At 61.3% G+C, this 21,021-nt stretch carries 21 protein-coding genes, 2 tRNA genes and 1 pseudogene; 22 read left to right on the forward strand and 2 right to left on the reverse strand.

What is annotated here, in order from left to right:
* Window positions 1-90: 90 nt before the first annotated feature.
* Both B3C1_RS18335 and B3C1_RS18340 read left to right on the forward strand, forming a co-directional pair.
* A tRNA-Met gene (locus B3C1_RS18335) sits at window positions 91-167 on the forward strand.
* A gap of 9 nt (window positions 168-176) precedes the next feature.
* Window positions 177-251: transfer RNA gene (locus B3C1_RS18340), tRNA-Gln, on the forward strand.
* 263 nt (window positions 252-514) lie between these two features.
* On the opposite strand, the gene B3C1_RS18345 is transcribed toward B3C1_RS18340, so the two are convergent.
* Complete coding sequence (locus B3C1_RS18345; protein WP_008486678.1) at window positions 515-1,654, reverse strand: FAD-dependent monooxygenase; 1,140 nt, start codon at window positions 1,652-1,654, stop codon at window positions 515-517.
* Window positions 1,655-1,807: 153 nt separating this feature from the next.
* Between B3C1_RS18345 and B3C1_RS18350 the strand changes: the two genes are divergently transcribed.
* The 6 genes from B3C1_RS18350 to lnt all read left to right on the forward strand — a co-directional run bounded on the left by B3C1_RS18350 (window position 1,808) and on the right by lnt (window position 7,602).
* On the forward strand, window positions 1,808-2,149 hold the full coding sequence (locus B3C1_RS18350; protein WP_008486679.1) for a DUF3718 domain-containing protein: 342 nt from the start codon (window positions 1,808-1,810) through the stop codon (window positions 2,147-2,149).
* A gap of 145 nt (window positions 2,150-2,294) precedes the next feature.
* Complete coding sequence (miaB, locus tag B3C1_RS18355; protein ID WP_008486681.1) at window positions 2,295-3,737, forward strand: tRNA (N6-isopentenyl adenosine(37)-C2)-methylthiotransferase MiaB; 1,443 nt, start codon at window positions 2,295-2,297, stop codon at window positions 3,735-3,737.
* A 57-nt stretch (window positions 3,738-3,794) separates the two neighbouring features.
* Window positions 3,795-4,790, forward strand: coding sequence for a PhoH family protein (locus B3C1_RS18360; protein WP_051012960.1), 996 nt, complete (start codon window positions 3,795-3,797; stop codon window positions 4,788-4,790).
* The gene (gene ybeY, locus B3C1_RS18365) at window positions 4,787-5,251 is read left to right on the forward strand and encodes an rRNA maturation RNase YbeY (RefSeq protein ID WP_008486684.1); all 465 of its coding nucleotides are present in this window, start codon (window positions 4,787-4,789) and stop codon (window positions 5,249-5,251) included. The genes B3C1_RS18360 and ybeY overlap by 4 nt, the downstream gene beginning before the upstream one ends.
* 18 nt (window positions 5,252-5,269) lie before the next feature.
* The gene (gene corC / locus B3C1_RS18370) at window positions 5,270-6,127 is read left to right on the forward strand and encodes a CNNM family magnesium/cobalt transport protein CorC (protein ID WP_008486685.1); all 858 of its coding nucleotides are present in this window, start codon (window positions 5,270-5,272) and stop codon (window positions 6,125-6,127) included.
* The gene (lnt, locus tag B3C1_RS18375) at window positions 6,124-7,602 is read left to right on the forward strand and encodes an apolipoprotein N-acyltransferase (RefSeq protein ID WP_008486686.1); all 1,479 of its coding nucleotides are present in this window, start codon (window positions 6,124-6,126) and stop codon (window positions 7,600-7,602) included. The genes corC and lnt overlap by 4 nt, the downstream gene beginning before the upstream one ends.
* Before the next feature lie 27 nt (window positions 7,603-7,629).
* Here the strand turns inward: lnt and B3C1_RS18380 are convergent, their stop codons facing one another.
* Window positions 7,630-8,091 (reverse strand): zinc ribbon-containing protein, encoded by a 462-nt coding sequence (locus tag B3C1_RS18380; protein ID WP_008486687.1) that lies wholly within the window; start codon window positions 8,089-8,091, stop codon window positions 7,630-7,632.
* A 140-nt stretch (window positions 8,092-8,231) separates the two neighbouring features.
* On the opposite strand from B3C1_RS18380, the gene leuS reads away from it, so the two are divergent.
* The 14 genes and pseudogenes from leuS to B3C1_RS18450 form a co-directional block, all read left to right on the forward strand.
* A complete protein-coding gene (gene leuS / locus B3C1_RS18385) occupies window positions 8,232-10,808 on the forward strand; it encodes a leucine--tRNA ligase (protein WP_008486688.1) in 2,577 nt (858 codons plus the stop codon).
* Between the two features lie 9 nt (window positions 10,809-10,817).
* A complete protein-coding gene (locus B3C1_RS18390; protein ID WP_008486689.1) occupies window positions 10,818-11,273 on the forward strand; it encodes an LPS-assembly lipoprotein LptE in 456 nt (151 codons plus the stop codon).
* Window positions 11,273-12,298: a DNA polymerase III subunit delta gene (holA, locus tag B3C1_RS18395; RefSeq protein WP_008486691.1), complete on the forward strand. Its 1,026-nt coding sequence runs from the start codon at window positions 11,273-11,275 to the stop codon at window positions 12,296-12,298. Before B3C1_RS18390 ends, holA begins: the two co-directional genes overlap by 1 nt.
* The gene (nadD, locus tag B3C1_RS18400) at window positions 12,295-12,927 is read left to right on the forward strand and encodes a nicotinate-nucleotide adenylyltransferase (RefSeq protein ID WP_008486692.1); all 633 of its coding nucleotides are present in this window, start codon (window positions 12,295-12,297) and stop codon (window positions 12,925-12,927) included. The genes holA and nadD overlap by 4 nt, the downstream gene beginning before the upstream one ends.
* 36 nt (window positions 12,928-12,963) lie before the next feature.
* The gene (rsfS, locus tag B3C1_RS18405; protein WP_008486693.1) at window positions 12,964-13,281 is read left to right on the forward strand and encodes a ribosome silencing factor; all 318 of its coding nucleotides are present in this window, start codon (window positions 12,964-12,966) and stop codon (window positions 13,279-13,281) included.
* Window positions 13,281-13,748 carry a 23S rRNA (pseudouridine(1915)-N(3))-methyltransferase RlmH gene (rlmH, locus tag B3C1_RS18410; protein ID WP_008486694.1) on the forward strand — a complete coding sequence of 156 codons (468 nt, stop codon included), beginning with the start codon at window positions 13,281-13,283 and terminating at the stop codon, window positions 13,746-13,748. The genes rsfS and rlmH overlap by 1 nt, the downstream gene beginning before the upstream one ends.
* A 1-nt stretch (window position 13,749) precedes the next feature.
* On the forward strand, window positions 13,750-15,615 hold the full coding sequence (mrdA, locus tag B3C1_RS18415) for a penicillin-binding protein 2 (RefSeq protein ID WP_008486695.1): 1,866 nt from the start codon (window positions 13,750-13,752) through the stop codon (window positions 15,613-15,615).
* Complete coding sequence (gene rodA, locus B3C1_RS18420) at window positions 15,608-16,708, forward strand: rod shape-determining protein RodA (RefSeq protein ID WP_008486696.1); 1,101 nt, start codon at window positions 15,608-15,610, stop codon at window positions 16,706-16,708. The genes mrdA and rodA overlap by 8 nt, the downstream gene beginning before the upstream one ends.
* A gap of 10 nt (window positions 16,709-16,718) precedes the next feature.
* Window positions 16,719-17,663, forward strand: a complete 945-nt coding sequence (gene mltB, locus B3C1_RS18425; RefSeq protein ID WP_008486697.1) for a lytic murein transglycosylase B — start codon at window positions 16,719-16,721, stop codon at window positions 17,661-17,663.
* Window positions 17,653-18,501 (forward strand): septal ring lytic transglycosylase RlpA family protein, encoded by an 849-nt coding sequence (locus tag B3C1_RS18430; protein ID WP_008486698.1) that lies wholly within the window; start codon window positions 17,653-17,655, stop codon window positions 18,499-18,501. Before mltB ends, B3C1_RS18430 begins: the two co-directional genes overlap by 11 nt.
* Window positions 18,502-18,549: 48 nt before the next feature.
* Entirely contained in the window at window positions 18,550-19,707 is a 1,158-nt protein-coding gene (locus B3C1_RS18435) for a D-alanyl-D-alanine carboxypeptidase family protein (RefSeq protein WP_008486699.1), read from the forward strand.
* A gap of 101 nt (window positions 19,708-19,808) precedes the next feature.
* A complete protein-coding gene (ybeD, locus tag B3C1_RS18440; RefSeq protein ID WP_008486701.1) occupies window positions 19,809-20,072 on the forward strand; it encodes a DUF493 family protein YbeD in 264 nt (87 codons plus the stop codon).
* On the forward strand, window positions 20,062-20,715 hold the full coding sequence (gene lipB / locus B3C1_RS18445; RefSeq protein ID WP_008486703.1) for a lipoyl(octanoyl) transferase LipB: 654 nt from the start codon (window positions 20,062-20,064) through the stop codon (window positions 20,713-20,715). The genes ybeD and lipB overlap by 11 nt, the downstream gene beginning before the upstream one ends.
* Window positions 20,712-21,021, forward strand: a pseudogene (locus B3C1_RS18450) (lipoyl synthase); the annotation flags it as partial. The gene lipB and the pseudogene B3C1_RS18450, both read left to right, overlap by 4 nt.

Here is a 21,021-nt window from a genome sequence, read left to right on the forward strand (position 1 = left end):
GATTTCATCAATCGAACACGGGCATCGCGGGAAGCAGTTGACTCAGCGCCTAAGGTTCTGAATAATTGCGGCCCGAAACGAATTCAGAGTGGCTATGTAGCTCAGTTGGTTAGAGCACATCACTCATAATGATGGGGTCGCAGGTTCGAATCCCGCCATAGCCACCATTGTTTTGCTGGAGTATCGCCAAGCGGTAAGGCAGCGGGTTTTGATCCCGCCATTCCCAGGTTCGAATCCTGGTACTCCAGCCATTAATTAGCGCACCGAGAACTGCGCAACCAGTTTGCTGGAGTATCGCCAAGCGGTAAGGCAGCGGGTTGGGGGGCGGGGGGGGGGGGGGTCGAATCCTGGTACTCCAGCCACTACACCAAAGCCCGCCTAGTGCGGGCTTTTTCTTTATCTGCTCCTGGTCATGCCTGGACGCAACTCCTCTATGCCCACGCCCTGCCGCCAAGCCTGCCTGTTCTATTCTGCTCGCAGCAGCCATGAAAAAGCCGCCCTAAGGCGGCTTGGGTCAGAGCCCGGCGGCGTACTTGAGTACCTGGCGCCTGGCCGGGGCCAGCTTGGCCACACCGTTGATGGCAAGACCCCTGAGCCCAGCCAGCAGCGGATGGCTGTTGGAAAAGCCCTTGTAACAGGCGTCCATCATGGATTGCATCAACAGGTTATGGGGCCGGCGCGCCCTTTCATAGGCCGCCAGCACCGACTCACTCCACCAGGGCTGGCCCTTGGCGAAAGCGTCCAGCAGCAGCGGCGCCAGGGCCTGCACATCCCGAAAGCCCAGGTTGACCCCCTGCCCTGCCAGGGGATTGATGGTGTGGGCGGCGTCCCCCACCAGCCAGACGCCGTTTTGGCCGTAGCGCTGGGCATGGCGGCGGGTCAGGGCGAAACTGCCGGCTTTGATCACCTCGATATCCCCAAGCTGGGCCGGGTAAGCCCCCTTGGCGGCCTGGGCCAGCTCCTGGGGGCCGAGCTTTTCCAGGGCCTTGATGGTGGCGGCATCGTCATACCAGGCCAGTACCGCCTGGTTGTCCACCATGGGCAGCCAGGCCCTGGGGCCGGTGGGAGTAAATTGCTGCCAGGTAATATCGGGCAGCTGGCCCTGGGTCTTTACCGCCACCAGCAGGCAACGCTGGCGATAATCCCAGCCGGTCAGCCCTATGCCGGCCTGGCCGCGCAGCCAGGACTGGGCACCGTCCGCCCCTATGGCCAGGCGCGCCGCTATCACCTGGCCGTTATCCAGGGTCAGGCTGACCCCGTCCTCGCCGTGCTGAAATTGCCGGGCCTGGGCCTGGATAAGGGTGACCGTCTCGGGCAGGGCCTGCCAGATAGCCTGTTGCAGGCGGCTGTTTTCAATAAAGACCCCCAGCTGCTCGGCGCCGATGTCGCTGGCGCGAAACTGGCACAGGGCCTTGCCGTCTGCCACGTCCAGCTGCCGGTAGGGTTGGCAGTGCCCCTGGGGGAGTTCAACTCCCAGCCCCTGAAGGTAACGCAGCGCCCCTTCGCTGATGGCGCTGACCCTGGGGTCCAGGCTGTCGCTGATGTGAGGGGGCTGTTTGTCAATCAGGGCCACACCCATGCCTTGGCGTGCCAGGGCCAAGGCCAAGGCCGCCCCCACCATGCCACCACCGTTGATCACCAGATCCGTTTTCATTGACTGTCCTTTGCTGCAAGGCCGTTATTGTACCCCGAATAGCGCGTCGACATCTTTGCTTACAGTTCACAAAGACTCTTACATTTGCGCAAGAAATGGCCAGGAACCACCACTGTCTAATGCAGTGCCACCCGTTCTCAGTGGAGAAGCAACATGAAACGTTTTGCCCTACTGGCCGCTGGTGTGGTTTTGCTGTCCACCCCCGCCTTCGCCGCCATGGACCCCTATATGGAGTCTGCCTTGATTGATGTGTGCAAGTCTTCCGCCAGCAACAAACCCCTGGTGCTGGATAAAGCCGTCAAAGCCTATCGCCTCGACTATCCCACCATCGCCGACAAGCTGGTCTGCAATGGCCTTTCTGTCTACAACTTTGCCCTCGACCGGGGCGCAGAACGCACCGCTACCCGCATCTTCCAGCGGGGCCGCATGGGTGTGGTCACCATTGAAGACATCAGCATGACCGGCAGCGATGACCGCTGGTATGTAAGCTTCTAAACCCAAGGATGCCACCTCCACATCGGAGGTGGCCTGTTCTTGATCAGGAAAGTGTCTGTCAGGGTTGTGGTAGCCACCTGGACCTTGGGGTAGAATATGCGGTCATTTTTCCATCCCGATTAAGTTGTTGCAGGTAGCGAGTCACATGGGCAAGAAGTTGCACATCAAAACCTGGGGTTGCCAGATGAACGAGTACGATTCCGCGAAAATGGCGGATCTGCTGGGCAGCACCCATGAATTAAGCGTCACCGAGATCCCGGAAGAGGCGGATGTGCTGCTGCTCAACACCTGCTCCATCCGCGAAAAGGCCCAGGAAAAGGTCTTCCACCAACTGGGCCGCTGGAAAGAACTGAAAAAAACCAACCCCGACCTCATCATCGGCGTAGGCGGCTGCGTGGCCTCCCAGGAAGGGGAGTTTTTGCGTGAAAGGGCGCCCTTCGTGGACATAGTGTTCGGGCCCCAGACCCTGCACCGCCTGCCGGAGATGATCAACCAGGTAAGGGGCACCAAGTCTCCTGTGGTGGACATCTCCTTCCCCGAGATTGAGAAGTTCGACCGCCTGCCCGAGCCCAAGGCTGAAGGCCCCTCCGCCTTTGTCTCGATCATGGAAGGCTGCTCCAAGTACTGCTCCTTCTGCGTGGTGCCCTACACCCGTGGCGAGGAAGTGAGCCGCCCCCTGGACGATGTACTCTACGAAATCGCCCAGTTGGCCGAGCAAGGGGTGCGGGAAGTGAACCTGCTTGGCCAGAACGTCAACGCCTTTAGGGGCGCCACCCATGACGGCGGCATCTGCAGCTTTGCCGACCTGCTGCGCCTGGTGGCGGCCATCGACGGTATCGACCGGGTTCGCTATACCACCAGCCACCCGGTGGAATTTACCGACGACATCATCGAGGTTTACCGCGATACCCCGGAAGTGGTGAGCTTCCTGCACCTGCCGGTGCAAAGCGGCTCCGACCGGGTGCTGAACCTGATGAAGCGCGGCCACACTGCCCTGGAATACAAGTCCAAGATGCGCCGGCTGCGCGAAGCCCGCCCCGACATCTGCCTGAGCTCCGATTTCATCGTCGGCTTTCCCAACGAGTCCGACGAGGACTTTGCCGCCACCATGAAGCTCATCAGCGATGTGGGCTTCGACCAGAGCTTCAGCTTCGTCTACTCGGCCCGCCCCGGCACCCCGGCGGCCGACATCCCCGATGACGTCACCGAAGACACCAAGAAGCAGCGCCTTTATATCCTGCAGGAGCGTATCAACCAGCAGGCCATGAACATCAGCCGTCAGATGTTCGGCACAGTACAGCGCATCCTGGTGGAAGGCCCCTCCAAGAAGAACTTGATGGAGCTGCGCGGCCGTACCGAAAACATGCGGGTTGTAAATTTCGAAGGTGATCCCAACCTTATTGGTACCTTTGTGGATGTGGAGATCACCGAAGTGCTTCCCCACTCCCTGCGCGGCCGCATAGTGCGTACCGAGCCCGAAATGGGCCTGCGGGTCGCCGTAAACCCTGCCGATATCGTGGCTCAATACGATGCCCGTAACGGCAAGCCCAATGAACTGGGCGTGGCCACTTTTGACCCAACAGCGTAAGAGGACCTCTTGGCTAACCCTTTACTGACTGTCAGCGTACACCTCGAGCCCGCCAGCATGGACCGCCTGGCGTCCCTGTGCGGGCCCTTTGACGACAACCTCAAGCAGATCGAGCGCCGCCTGGGCGTGGAGATCAACTACCGCGACAACCATTTCCAGATCCTCGGCCGGGCCATCATCGCCAAGGCGGTAGCCGACCTGCTGCGGGATCTCTATGTGGAAACGGCCCCGGTCAAAGGCAAGATCCAGGATCTCGATCCCCAGGTGGTGCACCTGGCCATCCAGGAGCTCAAGGTCCTGGAAGCCGAAGGCAACCTGGACGAAAGCAAAGAGATCTACGTCAAGACCAAGCGCGGCGTCATCAAGCCCCGCACCCCCAACCAGGGCCAGTACATCCAGAATATCCTTAACCACGACATCTGCTTCGGGGTGGGCCCGGCCGGTACCGGCAAGACCTACCTGGCGGTGGCCTGTGCCGTGGACGCCCTGGAACGCCAGGAAATTCGCCGCATCCTCTTGACCCGCCCGGCGGTGGAAGCGGGCGAGAAGCTGGGCTTTTTGCCGGGGGACCTGAGCCAAAAGGTCGACCCTTACCTGCGCCCCCTCTACGACGCCCTCTTTGAGATGCTGGGTTTTGAGAAGGTCGAGCGCCTGATCGAGCGCAACGTCATCGAAGTGGCGCCCCTGGCCTACATGCGCGGCCGCACCCTCAACGACGCCTTCGTTATCCTCGATGAGAGCCAGAACACCACAGTCGAGCAGATGAAGATGTTCCTGACCCGCATCGGCTTTAACTCCAAGGCGGTGATCACCGGTGACATCACCCAGGTGGACCTGCCCCGCAACACCCGTTCCGGCCTGCGCCACGCCATAGAGGTGTTGAGGGACGTGGAGGAAGTGTCCTTTAACTTCTTCCAGTCCGGTGACGTAGTGCGCCATCCGGTAGTGTCCAAAATCATCAACGCCTACGAGTCCTTCGAGCAGGAACAGGAACGCCAGAAGGCGGCCCGCAAGCTCGAGCGCGACCAGCAGGCCCAGGAAAGCAATCCATGACCCTCTATCTGGACCTGCAACTGGCCTCAAAGGCCAAGGACATTCCCAGCCAGGAACAATTCGAGCTGTGGGTGGGCAAGGCCCTGGCAGGGAGCGGCCGCGATGAGACCGAACTGACGGTGCGCATCGTCGACGAAGAAGAGGGCCTGGAACTCAATAGCACCTACCGGGGCCGGGATTACGCCACCAACGTATTGTCCTTCCCCTTCGAGGTACCGGACGGCATAGAGCTGCCGCTGCTGGGTGATCTGGTGATCTGCGCCGCTGTGGTTGCCAAAGAGGCGGCCGAGCAAAACAAGGCCCTGGCCGCCCATTGGGCCCATTTGGTCATCCATGGCACCTTGCATTTGCTGGGGTATGACCATATAAAGGACGAGGACGCGGAACAGATGGAGAGCAAGGAAATTGCGCTCCTTCAAGACCTTGGCTATCCCGATCCCTACGGCGACCGCGACGTTTAATTTTTGGTTTAAAGGACTATGAGCGACGACAACCCCCACTCGAGTCAGGGCTCTTCAAAGAGCTGGCTGGAGCGAATAAGCCATTTCTTTTCCGACGAGCCCCAGAACCGTGACGACCTGATGGTGCTGATTGAAAGCGCCACCGACCGCGAGCTCATCGATACCCAGACCAAGGAGATGATCCAAGGGGTACTGGACGTAGCCGAGCTCAGGGTCAGGGACATCATGATCCCCCGCAGCCAAATCGTGGCCATCGACAAGAGCCAGTCGGTCCAGGAATTCCTGCCCACTATCATCGAATCGGCCCATTCCCGTTTTCCCATCATCAACGAAGACAAAGACCACGTCGAAGGCATACTGCTGGCCAAAGACCTGCTCAAGTTCGCCTTCGGGGAAGTGAGCGACTTTGATCTGGACAAGGTCAAACGCGAAGCGGTGATCGTACCCGAGTCCAAACGGGTGGATGTGCTGCTAAAGGAGTTCCGCTCCGGACGCTTCCATATGGCCATAGTGGTTGACGAGTTCGGCGGCGTGTCGGGCCTGGTCACCATCGAAGACATCCTCGAGGAGATCGTCGGCGACATCGAAGACGAATACGACGCCGAGGACGACGAAGGGGACGAGATCCGCAAGCTCACCAACCGCACCTTTGCGGTGGCGGCCCTGACCTCCATCGAAGACTTCAACGAGCACTTCGGTACCCATTTTTCCGACGAGGATGTGGACACCGTCGGTGGCCTGGTGATGCATGCCTTTGGTCACCTGCCCGCCCGTGGCGAGGAAGTGCAGTTGAGCGGCTTTAACTTCAAGGTGACCCGCGCCGACAAGCGCCGTCTCATCCAGCTGCAGGTAACCTGGCCAGAAGAGCAGGAATGACCCTACAACGCCTCAAGTCCCCCCTGGCAGCCTGGCTGTTGGGGGCCTTAAGCCACCTGGCTTTCGCGCCCTATCACCTGGCCTTTGTGCTGCTGCTGACCCTGCCTTTGTGGCTGTGGCAACTGCAGGGCAAAACCGCCCGCCAAGGGGCCTGGCTGGGCTTTAGCTTCGGTTTTGGTTTCTTTGTCACCGGGGTCGCCTGGGTCCATGTTTCCATAGTGCAGTTCGGCGGCCTGCCGCTGCTGTTCAGCATGGCGGCCATGGCGGCCTTGGCCCTGTACCTGGCCCTTTACCCGGCCCTGGTGGGGTACCTGTTAAACCGCTTCTTCCCCCTGCCCGGCTGGCCTCGGTATTTGGTGGCCCTGCCTATTTTCTGGCTGGCCAGCGAAGGCCTGCGGGGCTGGGTGCTGACCGGCTTTCCCTGGCTTAACCTCGGGGTCAGCCAACTGGACACCCCCTTTGGCAACTGGCTGGCCATAGGTTCTGAGGCCCTGGCCGGCTACCTGCTGGTATGGTGCGCCGGCGCCTTGGCCCTGGCCCGCTACCAAAAACCCTGGGTCCTGGCCGCCCTTGGCCTTATGGGCTTGTCGACACTGCTGCCCCAGCACTGGGTCAAAGCCACCGGCCAGCAACTGAAGGTAGCCCTGGTCCAGGGCAACATTCCCCAGAGCCTTAAGTGGAACCCAGACAGCCTGGCGCCCACCTTGCAGGCCTATCAGGATCTGAGCCGTCCGTCCCTGGATGCCGACTTGGTGCTGTGGCCCGAGGCGGCCGTGCCGGACCTGGAACCGGCAGAACAGCCTTTCTTGGACCGCCTCAACAGCCTGGCAGCCTTTCGCCACACCAGCCTGGTCACCGGTATCATCGACTACCACTTTGGCAGCGACAGCTACTTCAATACGGTGATCGTCCTGGACGGGGACTACTACTACGGCGACAGCAACCGCTATAACAAGCACCACCTGCTGCCCATAGGGGAGTTCGTGCCCTTTGGTGATCTGCTAAGGCCCATAGCGCCCCTGTTCAACCTGCCCATGTCCGACTTCCAGCGCGGCCCGGCTGTCCAGCCCAACCTCAAGGTGGCCGGCCACCAGGCGGCCATGGCCATCTGCTATGAAGTGGCCTTTTCAGGCCAGGTCAGGGCCAATGTCCACAAAGACACCGATTTGTTGATGACGGTGTCCAACGACGCCTGGTTCGGCGATTCCATCGGCCCCTGGCAGCACCTGCAAATTGCCCAAGTCAGGGCCCGTGAGCTGGGCAGGCCCATGCTCAGGGCGACCAACGACGGCGTTACCGCCACCGTCGACGCCCTCGGCCATATCCAGCGCCAGTTGCCGCGCTTTGTACCGGCCACCCTCAACGACAGCATTCATTTGGTGCGCGGCCAGACCCCCTACGGGCGCTTTGGGCTGCTGTGGGCTTGGTTGCTGCTGCCGCTACTGCTGCTGGGTTGGCGCTTTCGCCTGCATTGAAAAAGCCCCCTGACGGGGGCTTTTTTGTTAAGAGGCGCTTTGTAATTCCCGCTGGAAGCGGTCGTTGCTGCATTGGGGGCACAAAGGAATGCGCCCCGGGTGGTAGAAGTGCATCACAAAGCCGCAGCGCACGCAGCGCAGGGCGCCAAAGCCGATGAAGTCCTCACTGCGATAGCCGTCGGGGTGGGCCAGGTCCCTGGCAAAGCTCTGCCAGCCCAGCTGGGTTTGGTCGGCGGCGTCATAGAGCAGCTTCCACAGCTCCTCGGTGCGCGGGTCCACGTCCAGGCCCCCCTGGTGTTCGGCCAGGGCCTGTAAGTCGTCCCGCAGCTTGGCTTCCACCAGGGCCCACTCGTCCTTGGTCAGCTCGCCAGCGGCGTGCAGCAGGCCCTTGGCCTCCTCCACCAGTGCCTCGAAGCGGGCCTCCACCCTGCCCTCATGCAACCTTTTTTTCAGCTCATCGAGCAGCCGTTGATAACCTTTTACTGCCATGGTCTGACTCCTTGCTTTTTCTTTGTGATACGCCCTCAGCGGGCAGATTGCAAGATGGGTCATTGGTGGGTGGCAGGTGGCCTTTGCGCAAGGTATCCTATGGCGATTATCTTCAAGCCTCAGTCGCAACGCGGTAACCCATGCAAGAACAATACGATCACAGTGCCATAGAGCCCCAGGTGCAGCGCCACTGGGAAGAGAACAAGACCTTCGAAGTCAGTGAAGACGCCGGCAAGGAAAAGTTCTACTGCCTTTCCATGTTCCCCTACCCCTCTGGCCGCCTCCATATGGGCCATGTGCGTAACTACACCCTCGGGGACGTGATCGCCCGTTACCAGCGTATGCAAGGCAAAAACGTGCTCCAGCCCATGGGCTGGGATGCCTTCGGCCTGCCGGCGGAAAACGCCGCCATCAAGAACAAGACCGCTCCCGGCAAGTGGACCTACGAAAACATCGCCTACATGAAGGGCCAGCTGAAGATGCTGGGCTTCGGTTACGACTGGACCCGTGAAGTCACCACCTGTACCCCGGACTATTACCGCTGGGAACAATGGTTCTTCACCAAGCTGTTCGAAAAGGGCCTGGTCTACAAGAAAATGGCCACCGTCAACTGGGACCCGGTTGACCAGACGGTCCTTGCCAACGAACAGGTGGTGGACGGCCGTGGCTGGCGCTCCGGCGCCCTGGTGGAACAAAAGCAAATTCCCCAGTGGTTCGTGAAGATCACCGACTACGCCGAAGAGCTGCTGGCTGATCTGGACAAACTGGAAGGCTGGCCGGACACCGTCAAGTCCATGCAGGCCCACTGGATTGGCCGCTCCGAAGGGGTTGAGCTGAGCTTTGCGGTCAAGGGCCAACAAGGCACCTTGGACGTCTACACCACCCGCCCCGACACCCTGATGGGCGTCACCTATGTGGGTATCGCCGCCGGCCACCCTCTGGCCGAGCAGGCCGCCGCCGACTACCCGGAGCTGGCCGCCTTTATCGACGAATGCAAAAACACCAAGGTGGCAGAAGCCGACATGGCCACCATGGAGAAAAAAGGCATGGATACCGGCCTTAAGGCCATCCACCCTCTGACCGGCGAAGAAGTGCCGGTGTGGGTCGCCAACTTCGTGCTGATGGACTACGGCACCGGCGCCGTGATGGCGGTACCGGGCCACGACCAGCGCGACTATGAATTTGCCAGCAAGTACGGCCTGGACATCAAGCAGGTGATCGCCTTTTCCGAAGGGGACATCAACGAAGCGGCCCTGACCGGCAAAGACGGCACCCTGGTAAACTCCGGCGAGTTTGACGGCCTGGCCTTTGACGCCGCCTTCGACGCCATTGCCAGCAAGCTCGAGTCTCTGGGCTGTGGCAAGCGCAAGGTCAACTACCGCCTGCGCGACTGGGGTGTGTCCCGCCAGCGCTACTGGGGTACGCCTATCCCCATGCTGACCCTCGAAGACGGCACCACAGTGCCGGTACCACAAGATCAATTGCCGGTGCTGCTGCCCGAAGACGTGGTGATGGACGGTATTACCAGCCCCATCAAGGCCGACCCCCAGTGGCGTAAGACCACTTACCAGGGCGCCCCTGCCGAGCACGAAACCGACACCTTCGACACCTTTATGGAGTCCAGTTGGTACTACGCCCGCTATGCCAGCGCCCACAGCAACGACGCCATGCTGGACCCAGCCAAGGCCAACTACTGGCTGCCGGTAGATCAGTACGTGGGCGGTATCGAACACGCCGTCATGCACTTGCTGTACTCGCGTTTCTTCCACAAGCTGCTTCGTGACGAAGGCCTGGTAAACTCCGACGAGCCCTTCAAGCGCCTGCTGTGCCAAGGCATGGTGCTGGCCGACGGCTTCTACCACGTCAACGAAAAGGGCGGCCGCGACTGGATCTCCCCGTTGGAAGTGACGGTCGAGCGCGACGACAAGGGCCGCATCGTCAAGGCAACCGACCAGGACGGCCGCGAGCTGGTCTACGACGGCATGTCCAAGATGTCCAAGTCCAAGAACAACGGCATCGACCCCCAGGTGATGGTGGAGCGTTACGGCGCCGATACCGTGCGCCTGTTTATGATGTTTGCCGCGCCGCCGGAACTGACCCTCGAGTGGATCGAGTCCGGGGTTGAAGGAGCTAACCGCTTTATCAAGCGCCTGTGGAAGCTGGCCTTTGAGCACCAGGCCAAAGGCCCGGTAACCGCCCTGGACCTGGCCACCCTCAACGGCGACCAGAAAGCCCTGCGCCGCGAGCTGCACAAGACCATCGCCAAGGTGGGTGACGATCTGGGCCGCCGCCAGACCTTCAACACCGCCATCGCCGCCGTGATGGAGCTTTTGAACAAACTGGCCCGCGCCCCCCAGGAGTCCGAACAGGACCGCGCCCTGCTGCAAGAAGCCCTGGTCAGCGTCACCCTGCTGCTGCACCCCATCATCCCCCACGTCACCACGGCCCTGCACCAGGCCCTGGGCGGCGCCGGTGAGATAGTCAACGCTCCCTTCCCGGTGGCCGACCAGGACGCCCTGGTAGAAGACGAGAAACTGGTGGTACTGCAGGTCAACGGTAAGGTCCGTGGCAAGGTCACAGTGCCGGCCGACATCAGCAAGAGCGACCTGGAAGCCATGGCCATGGCCGACGACAACGTCAAGCGCTTCCTTGACGGCGTCACCGTGCGCAAGGTCATCATAGTGCCGGGTAAACTGGTCAATATCGTCGCCAACTAAGGACATTGCATGCGCTGGCTACTGCTATCCCTGACACTGCTGGCAAGCGGTTGTGGCTTCCACCTCAAAGGCAGCTACGAGATGCCCCAGGCCTACAAGCAGGTGAACCTCACCAGCTTCGACCACTATGCCCGCATCACCAAGCTGGTATCCCAGAGCCTCACCGTCAGCGGTGTGGCCCTGGGCCAGGGCCCTGAGGTGCATATCGTCAGTGATCGCCTGGACCGCCAGACCCTGAGTCTGTTCAGCACCGGCCAGGTAGCCGAGTACGAGTTGGTCTACACCCTCAACTGGCAGCTGATCCTGCCTGAGCAGGAGCCGGAGCAGCACGTTATCGAAGTACGCCGCGACTACCAGGACGACCCGGCCCGCACCCTGGCCAAAGACAGGGAGCGGGACCTGTTGCTGGAAGAAATGCGCAAGGAAGCGGCGGACCGCCTGGTTCGCCAGTTGGCCCAAGGCTGATGCAGATCCGCTCTCCCCAACTGGCCGACGCCTTGCGCCGCCAGCCCCTTTGGGTGCTGGTGTTCGGGGACGATGCCTTTTTAGTGGAAGAGGCCCTGGACAAGGTACGGGGCCATGCTCGCCACTGGGGCAGCGAAGAGCGGCTGAGTTTTACCGTCGAAGGCGGCTTTGACTGGGCCCTGGTCCGCGAGGAATACCAGAGCCTGTCACTGTTCGCCTCCAAACGGCTGATGGAAATCCACCTGCAGCAAAAGCCGGACGAGTCCGGCAAGGCGCTGCTGCAGGAACTGACCCAACACCCCAATCCCGATGTGTTGCTGGTGCTGCGCGGCCCCCGGGCCGAAAAAGGCATCACCAACGCCCCCTGGTTCAAGACCATGAGCGAGCAGGGTGTCTACCTGCCCCTCTATCCCCTGGGTGACCGGGAGTTTCCCGGCTGGCTGGCCAGAAAACTCCAAGACGCCGGCTTCAAGGCCAGCCCTGGCGCGGTCCAGGCCCTGGCCCACTTTACCGAGGGCAACCTGTTGGCTGCCGCCCAGGAAGTGCAGAAGCTGGCCCTGATCCACCCCCAGGGCCCCCTGACCGAAGACGACATCACCGCTGCCGTGCTGGACCATGCCCGCTTCGACCTTTTCCAATGGACAGACGCCCTGTTGGGCGAGGATGCCGCCAAGGCCTTGCGGGTGTTGGAACGGGTCATTGAAGAAGGCACCGAGCCGCCCCTGTTGCTGTGGGCCCTTGGCCGGGAGCTGGACACCCTGCTGGCCCTGGCCACCTCCGGCAATGCCCAGGCCGAGCTTGGCAAGCGGCGCATGCCGCCCCAGCGCAAGGGTCTTTACCAGGGCGCCCTCAAGCGCCTGTCCGCCGGGCGGCTGCGCCAGATTGGCCGCCACCTGGCTTGGCTTGACCAGCAGTTCAAGACCCAGGACGGCAAGGTGGAACAAGGCCTTAAGGATCTGACCCTGGCCTTTTTCCCCGGTAAGCGCCCGGCCCTGGCGGTGATCCGCCCGGAGTACCAGCCATGAGCCCCCTGGGTCTTTTTGGCGGCACCTTCGACCCCATCCATAACGGCCATTTACGGATGGCGGTGGAAGTGATGGAAGCCTTTGCCCTGGACACCCTGACCCTGCTGCCCAACAAGGTACCTCCCCACCGGCCCCAACCCCTGGCCAGCGCCCCCCAGCGCCTGGCCATGACCCAAAGGGCCGCCGACGGGGTCAAGGGCCTGGTGGTGGACGACAGGGAGCTGCGCCGGGCCAGCGATTCCTACACCGTCGACACCCTCGAAGAGCTGGCCGCCGAGCACCCGGGCCGGCCGCTGCTCTTTATCATGGGCATGGACAGCCTGCTGTCCTTTACCAGTTGGCACAGCTGGCCGAGGATATTGGAGCTGGCCTCCCTGGCGGTGTGCTGCCGGCCCGGCCATCAGTTGGACCCGGACCAGCTGGACCCGGCCCTGGTGGCCAAGCTCAGCCAGGCCCCGATCACAGGCCCCGGCCAGATCTGCGCCCTGACCACCACCGAACTGGCGATCTCCGCCACCGACATCCGCGCCCGCATCAAGCAAGGCCGGCGCCTGGATTTTTTAGTCCCCAAGGCGGTCGAGGATTACATTCGAGCCCAAGGCCTGTACCGGCCCCATCAGGCTTCGTGATAGACTCCCGCCTTCCGATTTTTTGCAGGTAAAGACATGAACGGCGAACAACTCAAAGATTTTGTTGTCGACAAGGCTGACGATCTGAAGGCCGTGGACATCAAGGCCCTTGATGTGCGTGGCAAATCTTCCGTCACCGAGTTTCTGGTGATCTGTTCCGGGACCTCCCGCACCCACGTCAACGCCATCGCCGAGAACGTGGTAGCCGAGGCCAAACACGCTGGCCTGCAGCCCCTGGGTATCGAAGGCAAAGCCGGTGGCGAATGGGTACTGGTAGACCTGGGTGACGTGGTACTGCACGTGATGCAGGAACAGACCCGCGATTTCTACCAACTGGAAAAACTCTGGGGCTGATGAAGCTCAAGTTGATTGCCGTCGGTCAGAAGATGCCCGCTTGGGTGACCGAAGGCTTTAACGAATACCAGCGTCGTTTCCCCCGGGATTGCCCCCTGGAGCTCATCGAGATCCCGGCCGGCAAGCGCGGTAAGAATGCGGACATAGCCCGCATTCTGGACAAGGAAGGGGAACTGATGCTGGCCCAGGCCCAGGGCTGCCATATCGTCACCCTGGACATTCCCGGCAAGCCCTGGGACACCCACCAGTTGGCGGAGCAATGGACCCGCTGGCAGGTGGACGGCCGCGACGTGGCCATCATGGTTGGCGGCCCCGAGGGCCTGGCACCGGCCGTCAAAGCCGCCGCCGAGCAGTCCTGGTCCCTGTCAAAACTCACCCTGCCCCACCCCCTGGTGAGGGTGGTGATGGCCGAAGCCCTGTACCGGGCCTGGAGCCTCAACAACAACCACCCGTATCACAGGGAGTAGCATGGCCCGCAAGAAGGTGCAGATCCGAGACCACGGCTTCGAAGCGTCCCTGTTCTGGCGCCGGGCCCTGTTCTGCCTGTTGGTGGTGGTGGCCTGCTTTGGCGCCCTGATCGCCAACCTCTACCACCTGCAGGTCAAGGAATTCCAAAACTACCAGGTCCGCTCCAACGACAACCGCATCAAGGTGGTACCGGTAGCCCCCAACAGAGGCATCATCTACGACCGCCACGGGGTGGTGCTGGCCGAAAACAGGCCCATCTATTCCCTGGAAGTGGTGCCGGAACAGGTCAAATCCTGGGACCAGCCCCTGGCCGATCTGCAGAACCTGCTGGGTATCGACGACGACACCATCAGTGACTTTCGCGAGTCCCTCAAAGGGGTACGCCGCTTCAACCGGGTACCGCTCCTCGAGGAGCTGAGCGAAGAGCAGGTTGCTCTGTTTTCGGTCAACCAATACCGCTTTCCCGGCTTTTCGGTCGAGGCCCGCCTCAAGCGCTTTTATCCCTACGCTGAGGCCCTGACCCATGTGCTGGGCTATGTGGCCCGCATCAATGACAAGGATCTGCAAAACCTGGCCGAGAAGGACCAGTTGTCCAACTACGCCGCCACCCACGAGATTGGCAAGCTGGGCATAGAGCGCTATTACGAGAGCACCCTGCACGGTCAGGTGGGCTACATGGAAGTGGAGGTGAACAACAGGGGCCGGGTGATCCGTACCCTGAGGTTCGAGCCGCCGGTACCGGGCAAGGATCTGTACCTGAACCTGGACCTGGACCTGCAAATCAAGGCCCAGGAACTGTTGGCTGGCCAGCGCGGCTCCATCGTCGCCATGGACCCCAACGACGGCGGCATCCTGGCCTTGGCCAGTGCCCCCACCTACGACCCCAACCTCTTTGTGCGGGGCATTTCCAGCAAGAATTACAACGCTCTGCTGCACTCCCCGGACCGGCCCCTTATCAATCGCAGCACCCAGGGCCGTTACCCGCCGGCGTCCACCGTCAAGCCCTTCCTGGCCCTGGTGGGCCTGGAAGAAGGCAAGATCACCCCGGCCACCAAGGTCTGGGACCCAGGCTTTTTCGAACTGCCCAACGTCAACCACAAATGGCGGGACTGGAAACGCTGGGGCCATGGCTGGGTTGACCTGAAAAGGGCCATTGCCGAGTCCTGCGACACCTACTTCTACCAGCTGGCATTGGATCTTGGCATCGACAAGATCCATGACTGGATGACCCTGTTCGGCTTCGGCCAGTATTCGGGCATCGATATCCACGAAGAGACCAGCGGCGTGATGCCGTCCCGCACCTGGAAAGAGCGGCGTTTTCGCCAGCCCTGGTACATAGGGGACACCATTCCCATCGGCATAGGCCAAAGCTATTGGACAGTGACCCCGGTGCAGCTGGCCACCGCCACCAGCATCCTGGCCAATGCCGGCATCTATCACGCCCCCAGGCTGCTCAAGGCTACCGGTTCCACCACCGGCACCCTCAACCTGCCGCCGGACGACAAGCCCAGGGTTCAGGCCAGCGCCCTGCATTGGCGGGAAGTGGAAAACGCCATGTTGCGCACCGTCCAGCACGTCACCGGCTCGGCCCATAAGGCGTTCAAGGATGCCCCCTACAGCGCCGCCGGAAAGACCGGTACCGCCCAGGTGGTCAATATCGCCCAGGACGAGCGCTACGACGCCCAGAAGGTGTCGGAGCGCCACCGGGACAACGCCATGTACGTGGGCTATGCCCCCTTCGAGGCGCCCAAGATAGTGGTGACCGTGGCCCTGGAAAACATCATCGGCGGCGGTGGCTCGGTGGCCGCGCCCCTGGCCCGCCAGGTGATGGATCATTATCTGATTGAGGAGGCCGGCGGTGAATGATTCGTCACGTAGCCTGTTGAACCGCCTGCACCTGGACGGCTGGTTACTGTTTTTCATGCTTTGCCTGATGGGCGTCAGCCTGATGGTGGTCTATTCGGCTTCCGGCCAGAACATGGCCATGATGGAACGGCAGATGGTGCGCCTGGCCCTGGCCCTTGGGGTAGCGGTGGTGTTGGCGCAAATTCCCCCCGACGTCTATAAACGCTGGTCTCTGCCCCTTTACGTGGCAGGGTCCTTGCTGCTGGTGGCGGTACTGGTGGTGGGGGATATCGGCAAAGGGGCGCAGCGCTGGCTGGATCTGGGCTTTATGCGCTTTCAGCCCTCCGAGGTGATGAAACTGGCGGTGCCGATGATGGTGGCCTATTACATCTCCCGCCACCCCCTGCCGCCGACCCTGCTGCAGCTGGTTAAGGGCTTTCTGCTGGTGATAGTGCCCACCCTGCTGATCGCCAAACAGCCCGACCTTGGCACCTCTATCCTGATCGCCGCCTCGGGGATCTTCGTATTGTTCCTGTCCGGCATGAGCTGGCGCCTGGTAACGGCGGCTGTGGGGGCGGTCAGCGCCTTTTTACCGGTGCTGTGGTTCTTCCTGATGCACGACTACCAGCGCCAACGGGTACTGACCTTCCTCAACCCCGAGTCCGACCCCCTGGGCAGCGGCTACCACATCATCCAATCGAAGATTGCCATCGGCTCCGGTGGCATGTGGGGCAAGGGTTGGCTACACGGCACCCAGTCCCAGCTCGAATTCCTGCCCGAGCGCCATACCGACTTTATTTTCGCGGTACTGAGCGAGGAATTTGGTCTTATCGGGGTGGTCTGCCTGCTGCTGTTGTACCTGGCGCTGATCACCCGCGGCCTCTATATCGCCACCCAGGCTCAGACGGCGTTCAGCCGGCTGTTAGGTGGCGCCATTATGCTGACGTTTTTCGTGTATGTGTTCGTCAACATCGGCATGGTATCCGGCATGCTGCCGGTGGTCGGGGTTCCCCTGCCACTGGTCTCCTATGGCGGTACCTCCATGGTGACGCTGATGGCCGGTTTCGGCATCCTGATGGCGATCCATACCCACAAACGACTGTTGCATAGCTGACGGAGGTCAGATGTCAAAATGGAAATGGGGCCTGGCGGCTAGCCTTGCCCTGCCGGTTATGGCACAGCCGATCCCCACCGAGCAAGCCGAGGCCCTGGCCACCCTGTCCGGGCTGAGCACCGAAGAAGTCCAAAGCGCCATGGCCGGGGCCGAGAAGAACCAAAAGATCCTCGACGCCATCGCAACCCCCTGGGAAGCCAAGCCCTGGTACCAGTACCAGCCCATTTTCCTGACCAAGGAGCGCCTGGAAAAAGGCCTGGCCTTTTGGCGTGAGCACGAAGCGCTGCTGGCCAAGGCCGAGGCTGAATATCAGGTGCCGGCCAGCGTTATCGTCGCCATCATCGGCGTGGAAACCTATTACGGCCGGCACATGGGCACCTACCCGGTGCGCGACGCCCTCTACACCCTGGGCTTTTTCTACGAGCCCCGGGCGCCCTTTTTCTTCAAGGAACTGGGCCAATACCTGAAACTGGCCAAGGAACAGGGCTGGCAGCAAAGCCCCAAGGGTAGCTATGCCGGCGCCATGGGCATGGGCCAGTTTATTCCGTCGAGCTACCAGCATTTTGCCGTGGACTTCGACCAGGACGGCAAGCGGGATCTGTTCGAAAGCCCCGCCGATGCTATCGGCTCGGTCGCCAACTACTTCCACGAGCACGGCTGGCAAATGGGCGAGCCGGTGCTGGCCAAGGCCGAAGTCAAAGGCCAGGCGCCTGTCAGCAAAGGTCTGGAACTGGACAGTACCCTGGGCGCCCTGGCCAAGGCCGGTGTCAGCCCGGCTATCGCCATGGCTGAAGACACCCCGGCTAAGCTCTTTACCTTTGAGCTTAAGGACAGCACCGACTACCAGGTGGCTTTTCACAATTTCTATGTGATCACCCGCTATAACCGCTCGCCTTTGTACGCCCGCGCCGTATGGACCCTGGCCAGCCAACTGGAGCAGGCCCATGGAGGCTAAGTGCTGGCTGTTGCTGCCCCTGCTGTGCCTGGGGGCCTGCTCCCAGAGCCCCAACAGCGGCGACGACAAGCGTCGCCCCTACACCAGCCAGGATGGCCGCTACGCCCAGCAACACGACGCCTACCCGGTGGACGTGCCGCGTCTGGATCATGTCACCGATGCCAAGGTGACCTTCGAGCCCTACTCCAGGCAGGGCAACAGGGATTACCAGCTACGCGGCCAGTCCTACCGGGTTATCAAGGAACCCAAGGGCTTTAGCCAGGAAGGCTATGCCTCCTGGTACGGCACCAAGTTCCACGGCTACCACACCTCCAACGGTGAGGTGTACGACATGTACGCCATGACCGGGGCCCACAAGACCTTGCCCCTGCCCAGCTTTGTGCGGGTCACCAACCTGGACAACAACAAGCAGGTGGTGGTGCGGGTCAACGACAGGGGCCCTTTCCACCAGGGGCGGGTTATCGATCTGTCCTATGCGGCGGCTTATAAGCTGGACATGCTTAAGCAGGGCACCGCCAGGGTCAAAATCGAGGTGATCACAGCGCCCCAGAAGGAAACGGTACTGACCCCCCTTAAGGCCACCCAACCGCTGTTCGTGCAAGTAGCCGCCAGCAGTGACAGGCAAAGGGCAGAAGCCGCCGGGCGCAAGTACGCCGGCCTTATCGGCACCGGTTATCAGGTGGTGCAGGACAACGGCCTTTATAAAGTACAACTGGGGCCGGCCAAAGACGAATTGAACGCCGAAGCGATGATCGAACGACTCAAACACCAGGGCATCCACCAGCCTTTCAAGGTTTACGTGGAACCTCAGGGTAATACAGGGGTCAACATCCCCTGATGCCTCTGGTAACCTATTTGTATTCGAATTAAGAAGATGACAGCACCCATGCGCACCGCCCTCTTTTCTTTGAGCCTGATCGGCTTGACTGCCTTTTCTGCCCAGGCTGCACGCATTGTCCCCCAATCTCCGGACGTTGCCGCCAAGGCCTATGTCCTGATGGACTACAACTCCGGCAAGATCCTGGCCGAAAGCCACGGTGACGAACGCCTGCCCCCCGCCTCCCTGACCAAGATGATGACCAGTTACATCATCGGTAAGGAGATCAAGGACGGCCGTATCAAGCGTGACGACAAGGTCACCATTTCCCAGAACGCCTGGGCCAAAAACTTCCCGGACTCCTCCAAGATGTTTATCGAGGTGGGTACCGAGGTGTCGGTAGACGACCTTAACCGTGGCATCATCATCCAGTCCGGCAACGACGCCTGCGTGGCCATGGCCGAGCACGTGGCCGGTACCATCAGCGGCTTTGCCGACCTGATGAATGCCGAGGCCAAGAACCTGGGCCTGAAAAACAGCCACTTCATGAACCCCCACGGCCTGCCGGATCCGGAGCACTACTCCTCCGCCCACGACATGGCCCTGCTGGGTGCAGCCCTTATTCGTGACGTGCCGGAAGAGTACAAGATCTACTCCGAAGATTCCTTTACCTACAACGGCATCAAGCAGTACAACCGCAACTCCCTGCTGCACGACAGGTCCATGAACGTGGACGGCATCAAGACCGGCCACACCAGCGAAGCCGGTTTCTCCCTGGTGGCCTCCGGCGTCAAGGACGGCATGCGCCTGGTGGCCTCTGTGATCGGCACCAAGTCCAACAACGCCCGCCGTGACATTGCCAAAGAACTACTGAACTGGGGTTTCCGTTTCTTCGAAACCGTCACCCCCTTCCAGGCCGGTCAGGAATTTGCCACCCAGCGCATCTACATGGGTGACGTGGACCAGGTCCGCCTGGGGGTACTGGACGCTACCCCGGTTACCGTACCCCGTGGCAGTGCTGGCGATCTGAAAGCCGACTTCCAACTGGACAAAGAACTCAAGGCGCCCCTGGCCAAAGGCGAGCGGGTCGGCACCCTGCACCTGAAACTGGACGACAAGGACATCGCCGAGTATCCCCTGGTGGCCCTGGACGAAGTGCAGGAAGGTGGCTGGTTCTCCCGCCTCATCGATTACCTGACCCTGATGGTCAAAGGCTGGTTCGCCTAGGCTTGAAAGCCACTGCTCCGACCCCATATACAAAGGCGCCCTTGGGCGCCTTTTTCATCGCTTTCTGTTACAATGTCGCCGTTGATGTCTGGAGTGGTACCATGCAGACCGAATTTGATAAATACCTGGAATTCCCCTGCCCCTTTTCCTTCAAGGTGTTGGCCCACGCCTATGACGAACTGGTGGATAACGTGATGGCCGTGGTGCAAGAACATGCACCGGGCGATTATTCCCCCACAGTACGCCCCAGCTCCAGCGGCACCTACCATTCGGTCACCATCGAAGTGGTTGTGACCTCCAAGGACCACGTGGAAACCCTATACAAGGCCCTGGGCAGCGTCGAAAAGGTCAAATATGTCCTCTAAGCTGCGGGTCCGCCAGCTCGGCCGCCAGCCTTACCAGGGCGTCTGGGACGCCATGAAGGACTACACCGAGCAGCGCGGCCCAGACAGCGTTGACGAGCTTTGGCTGGTGGAGCACGACCCTGTCTTCACTCAGGGTCAGGCCGGCAAGGCCGAGCATGTGCTCTTTGCCGGCGATATCCCCATAGTGCAGGCCGATCGTGGTGGCCAGGTGACCTACCATGGCCCCGGCCAACGGGTGCTCTATGTGCTGCTGGACCTGCGCCGCCTCAAGCTGGGTGTGCGCGAACTGGTTACCCAAATCGAAAACGCCGTGGTGGACACCCTGGCCACCTTTGGCCTCGACAGCGCCCCCCGTGCCGACGCCCCCGGCGTCTATGTTGGCGAGCAGAAGATCTGCTCCCTGGGCCTGCGGGTGCGCCGTGGCTGCTCCTTCCACGGCCTGGCCCTGAACGTGGCCATGGACCTTGAGCCTTTTCACCGCATCAACCCCTGCGGCTATGCGGGCATGGAAATGACCCAGCTCAGCCAGTTCAAGCCCGGCGTGGCCCTGAACGACGTAGATCCCATACTGGTCGAAAAGCTGGCCCAGCGCCTGGGCTTTACCGACTGGACGTACATTGACGGATTGGAAACCTCTTCATGAGCAAGACCGTACGCATCGAACCCGGCGTCAAGCTGCGCGACGCCGATAAAATGGCCCTGATCCCGGTCAAGGTCATGCCCAGCGAGCCCAAAGAGATGCTCCGCAAGCCCGAATGGCTGCGGGTCAAGCTGCCGGCCAGCACCCAGCGCATCGACGACATCAAGGGCGCCATGCGCAAGCACGGCCTGCACTCGGTCTGCGAAGAAGCCTCCTGCCCCAATCTGTCCGAGTGCTTCAACCACGGCACCGCCACCTTCATGATTTTGGGCGCCATCTGTACCCGCCGCTGCCCCTTCTGCGACGTGG

This window comes from Gallaecimonas xiamenensis 3-C-1 (assembly GCF_000299915.1).
GTDB classification, from domain to species: Bacteria; Pseudomonadota; Gammaproteobacteria; order Enterobacterales; family Gallaecimonadaceae; genus Gallaecimonas; species Gallaecimonas xiamenensis.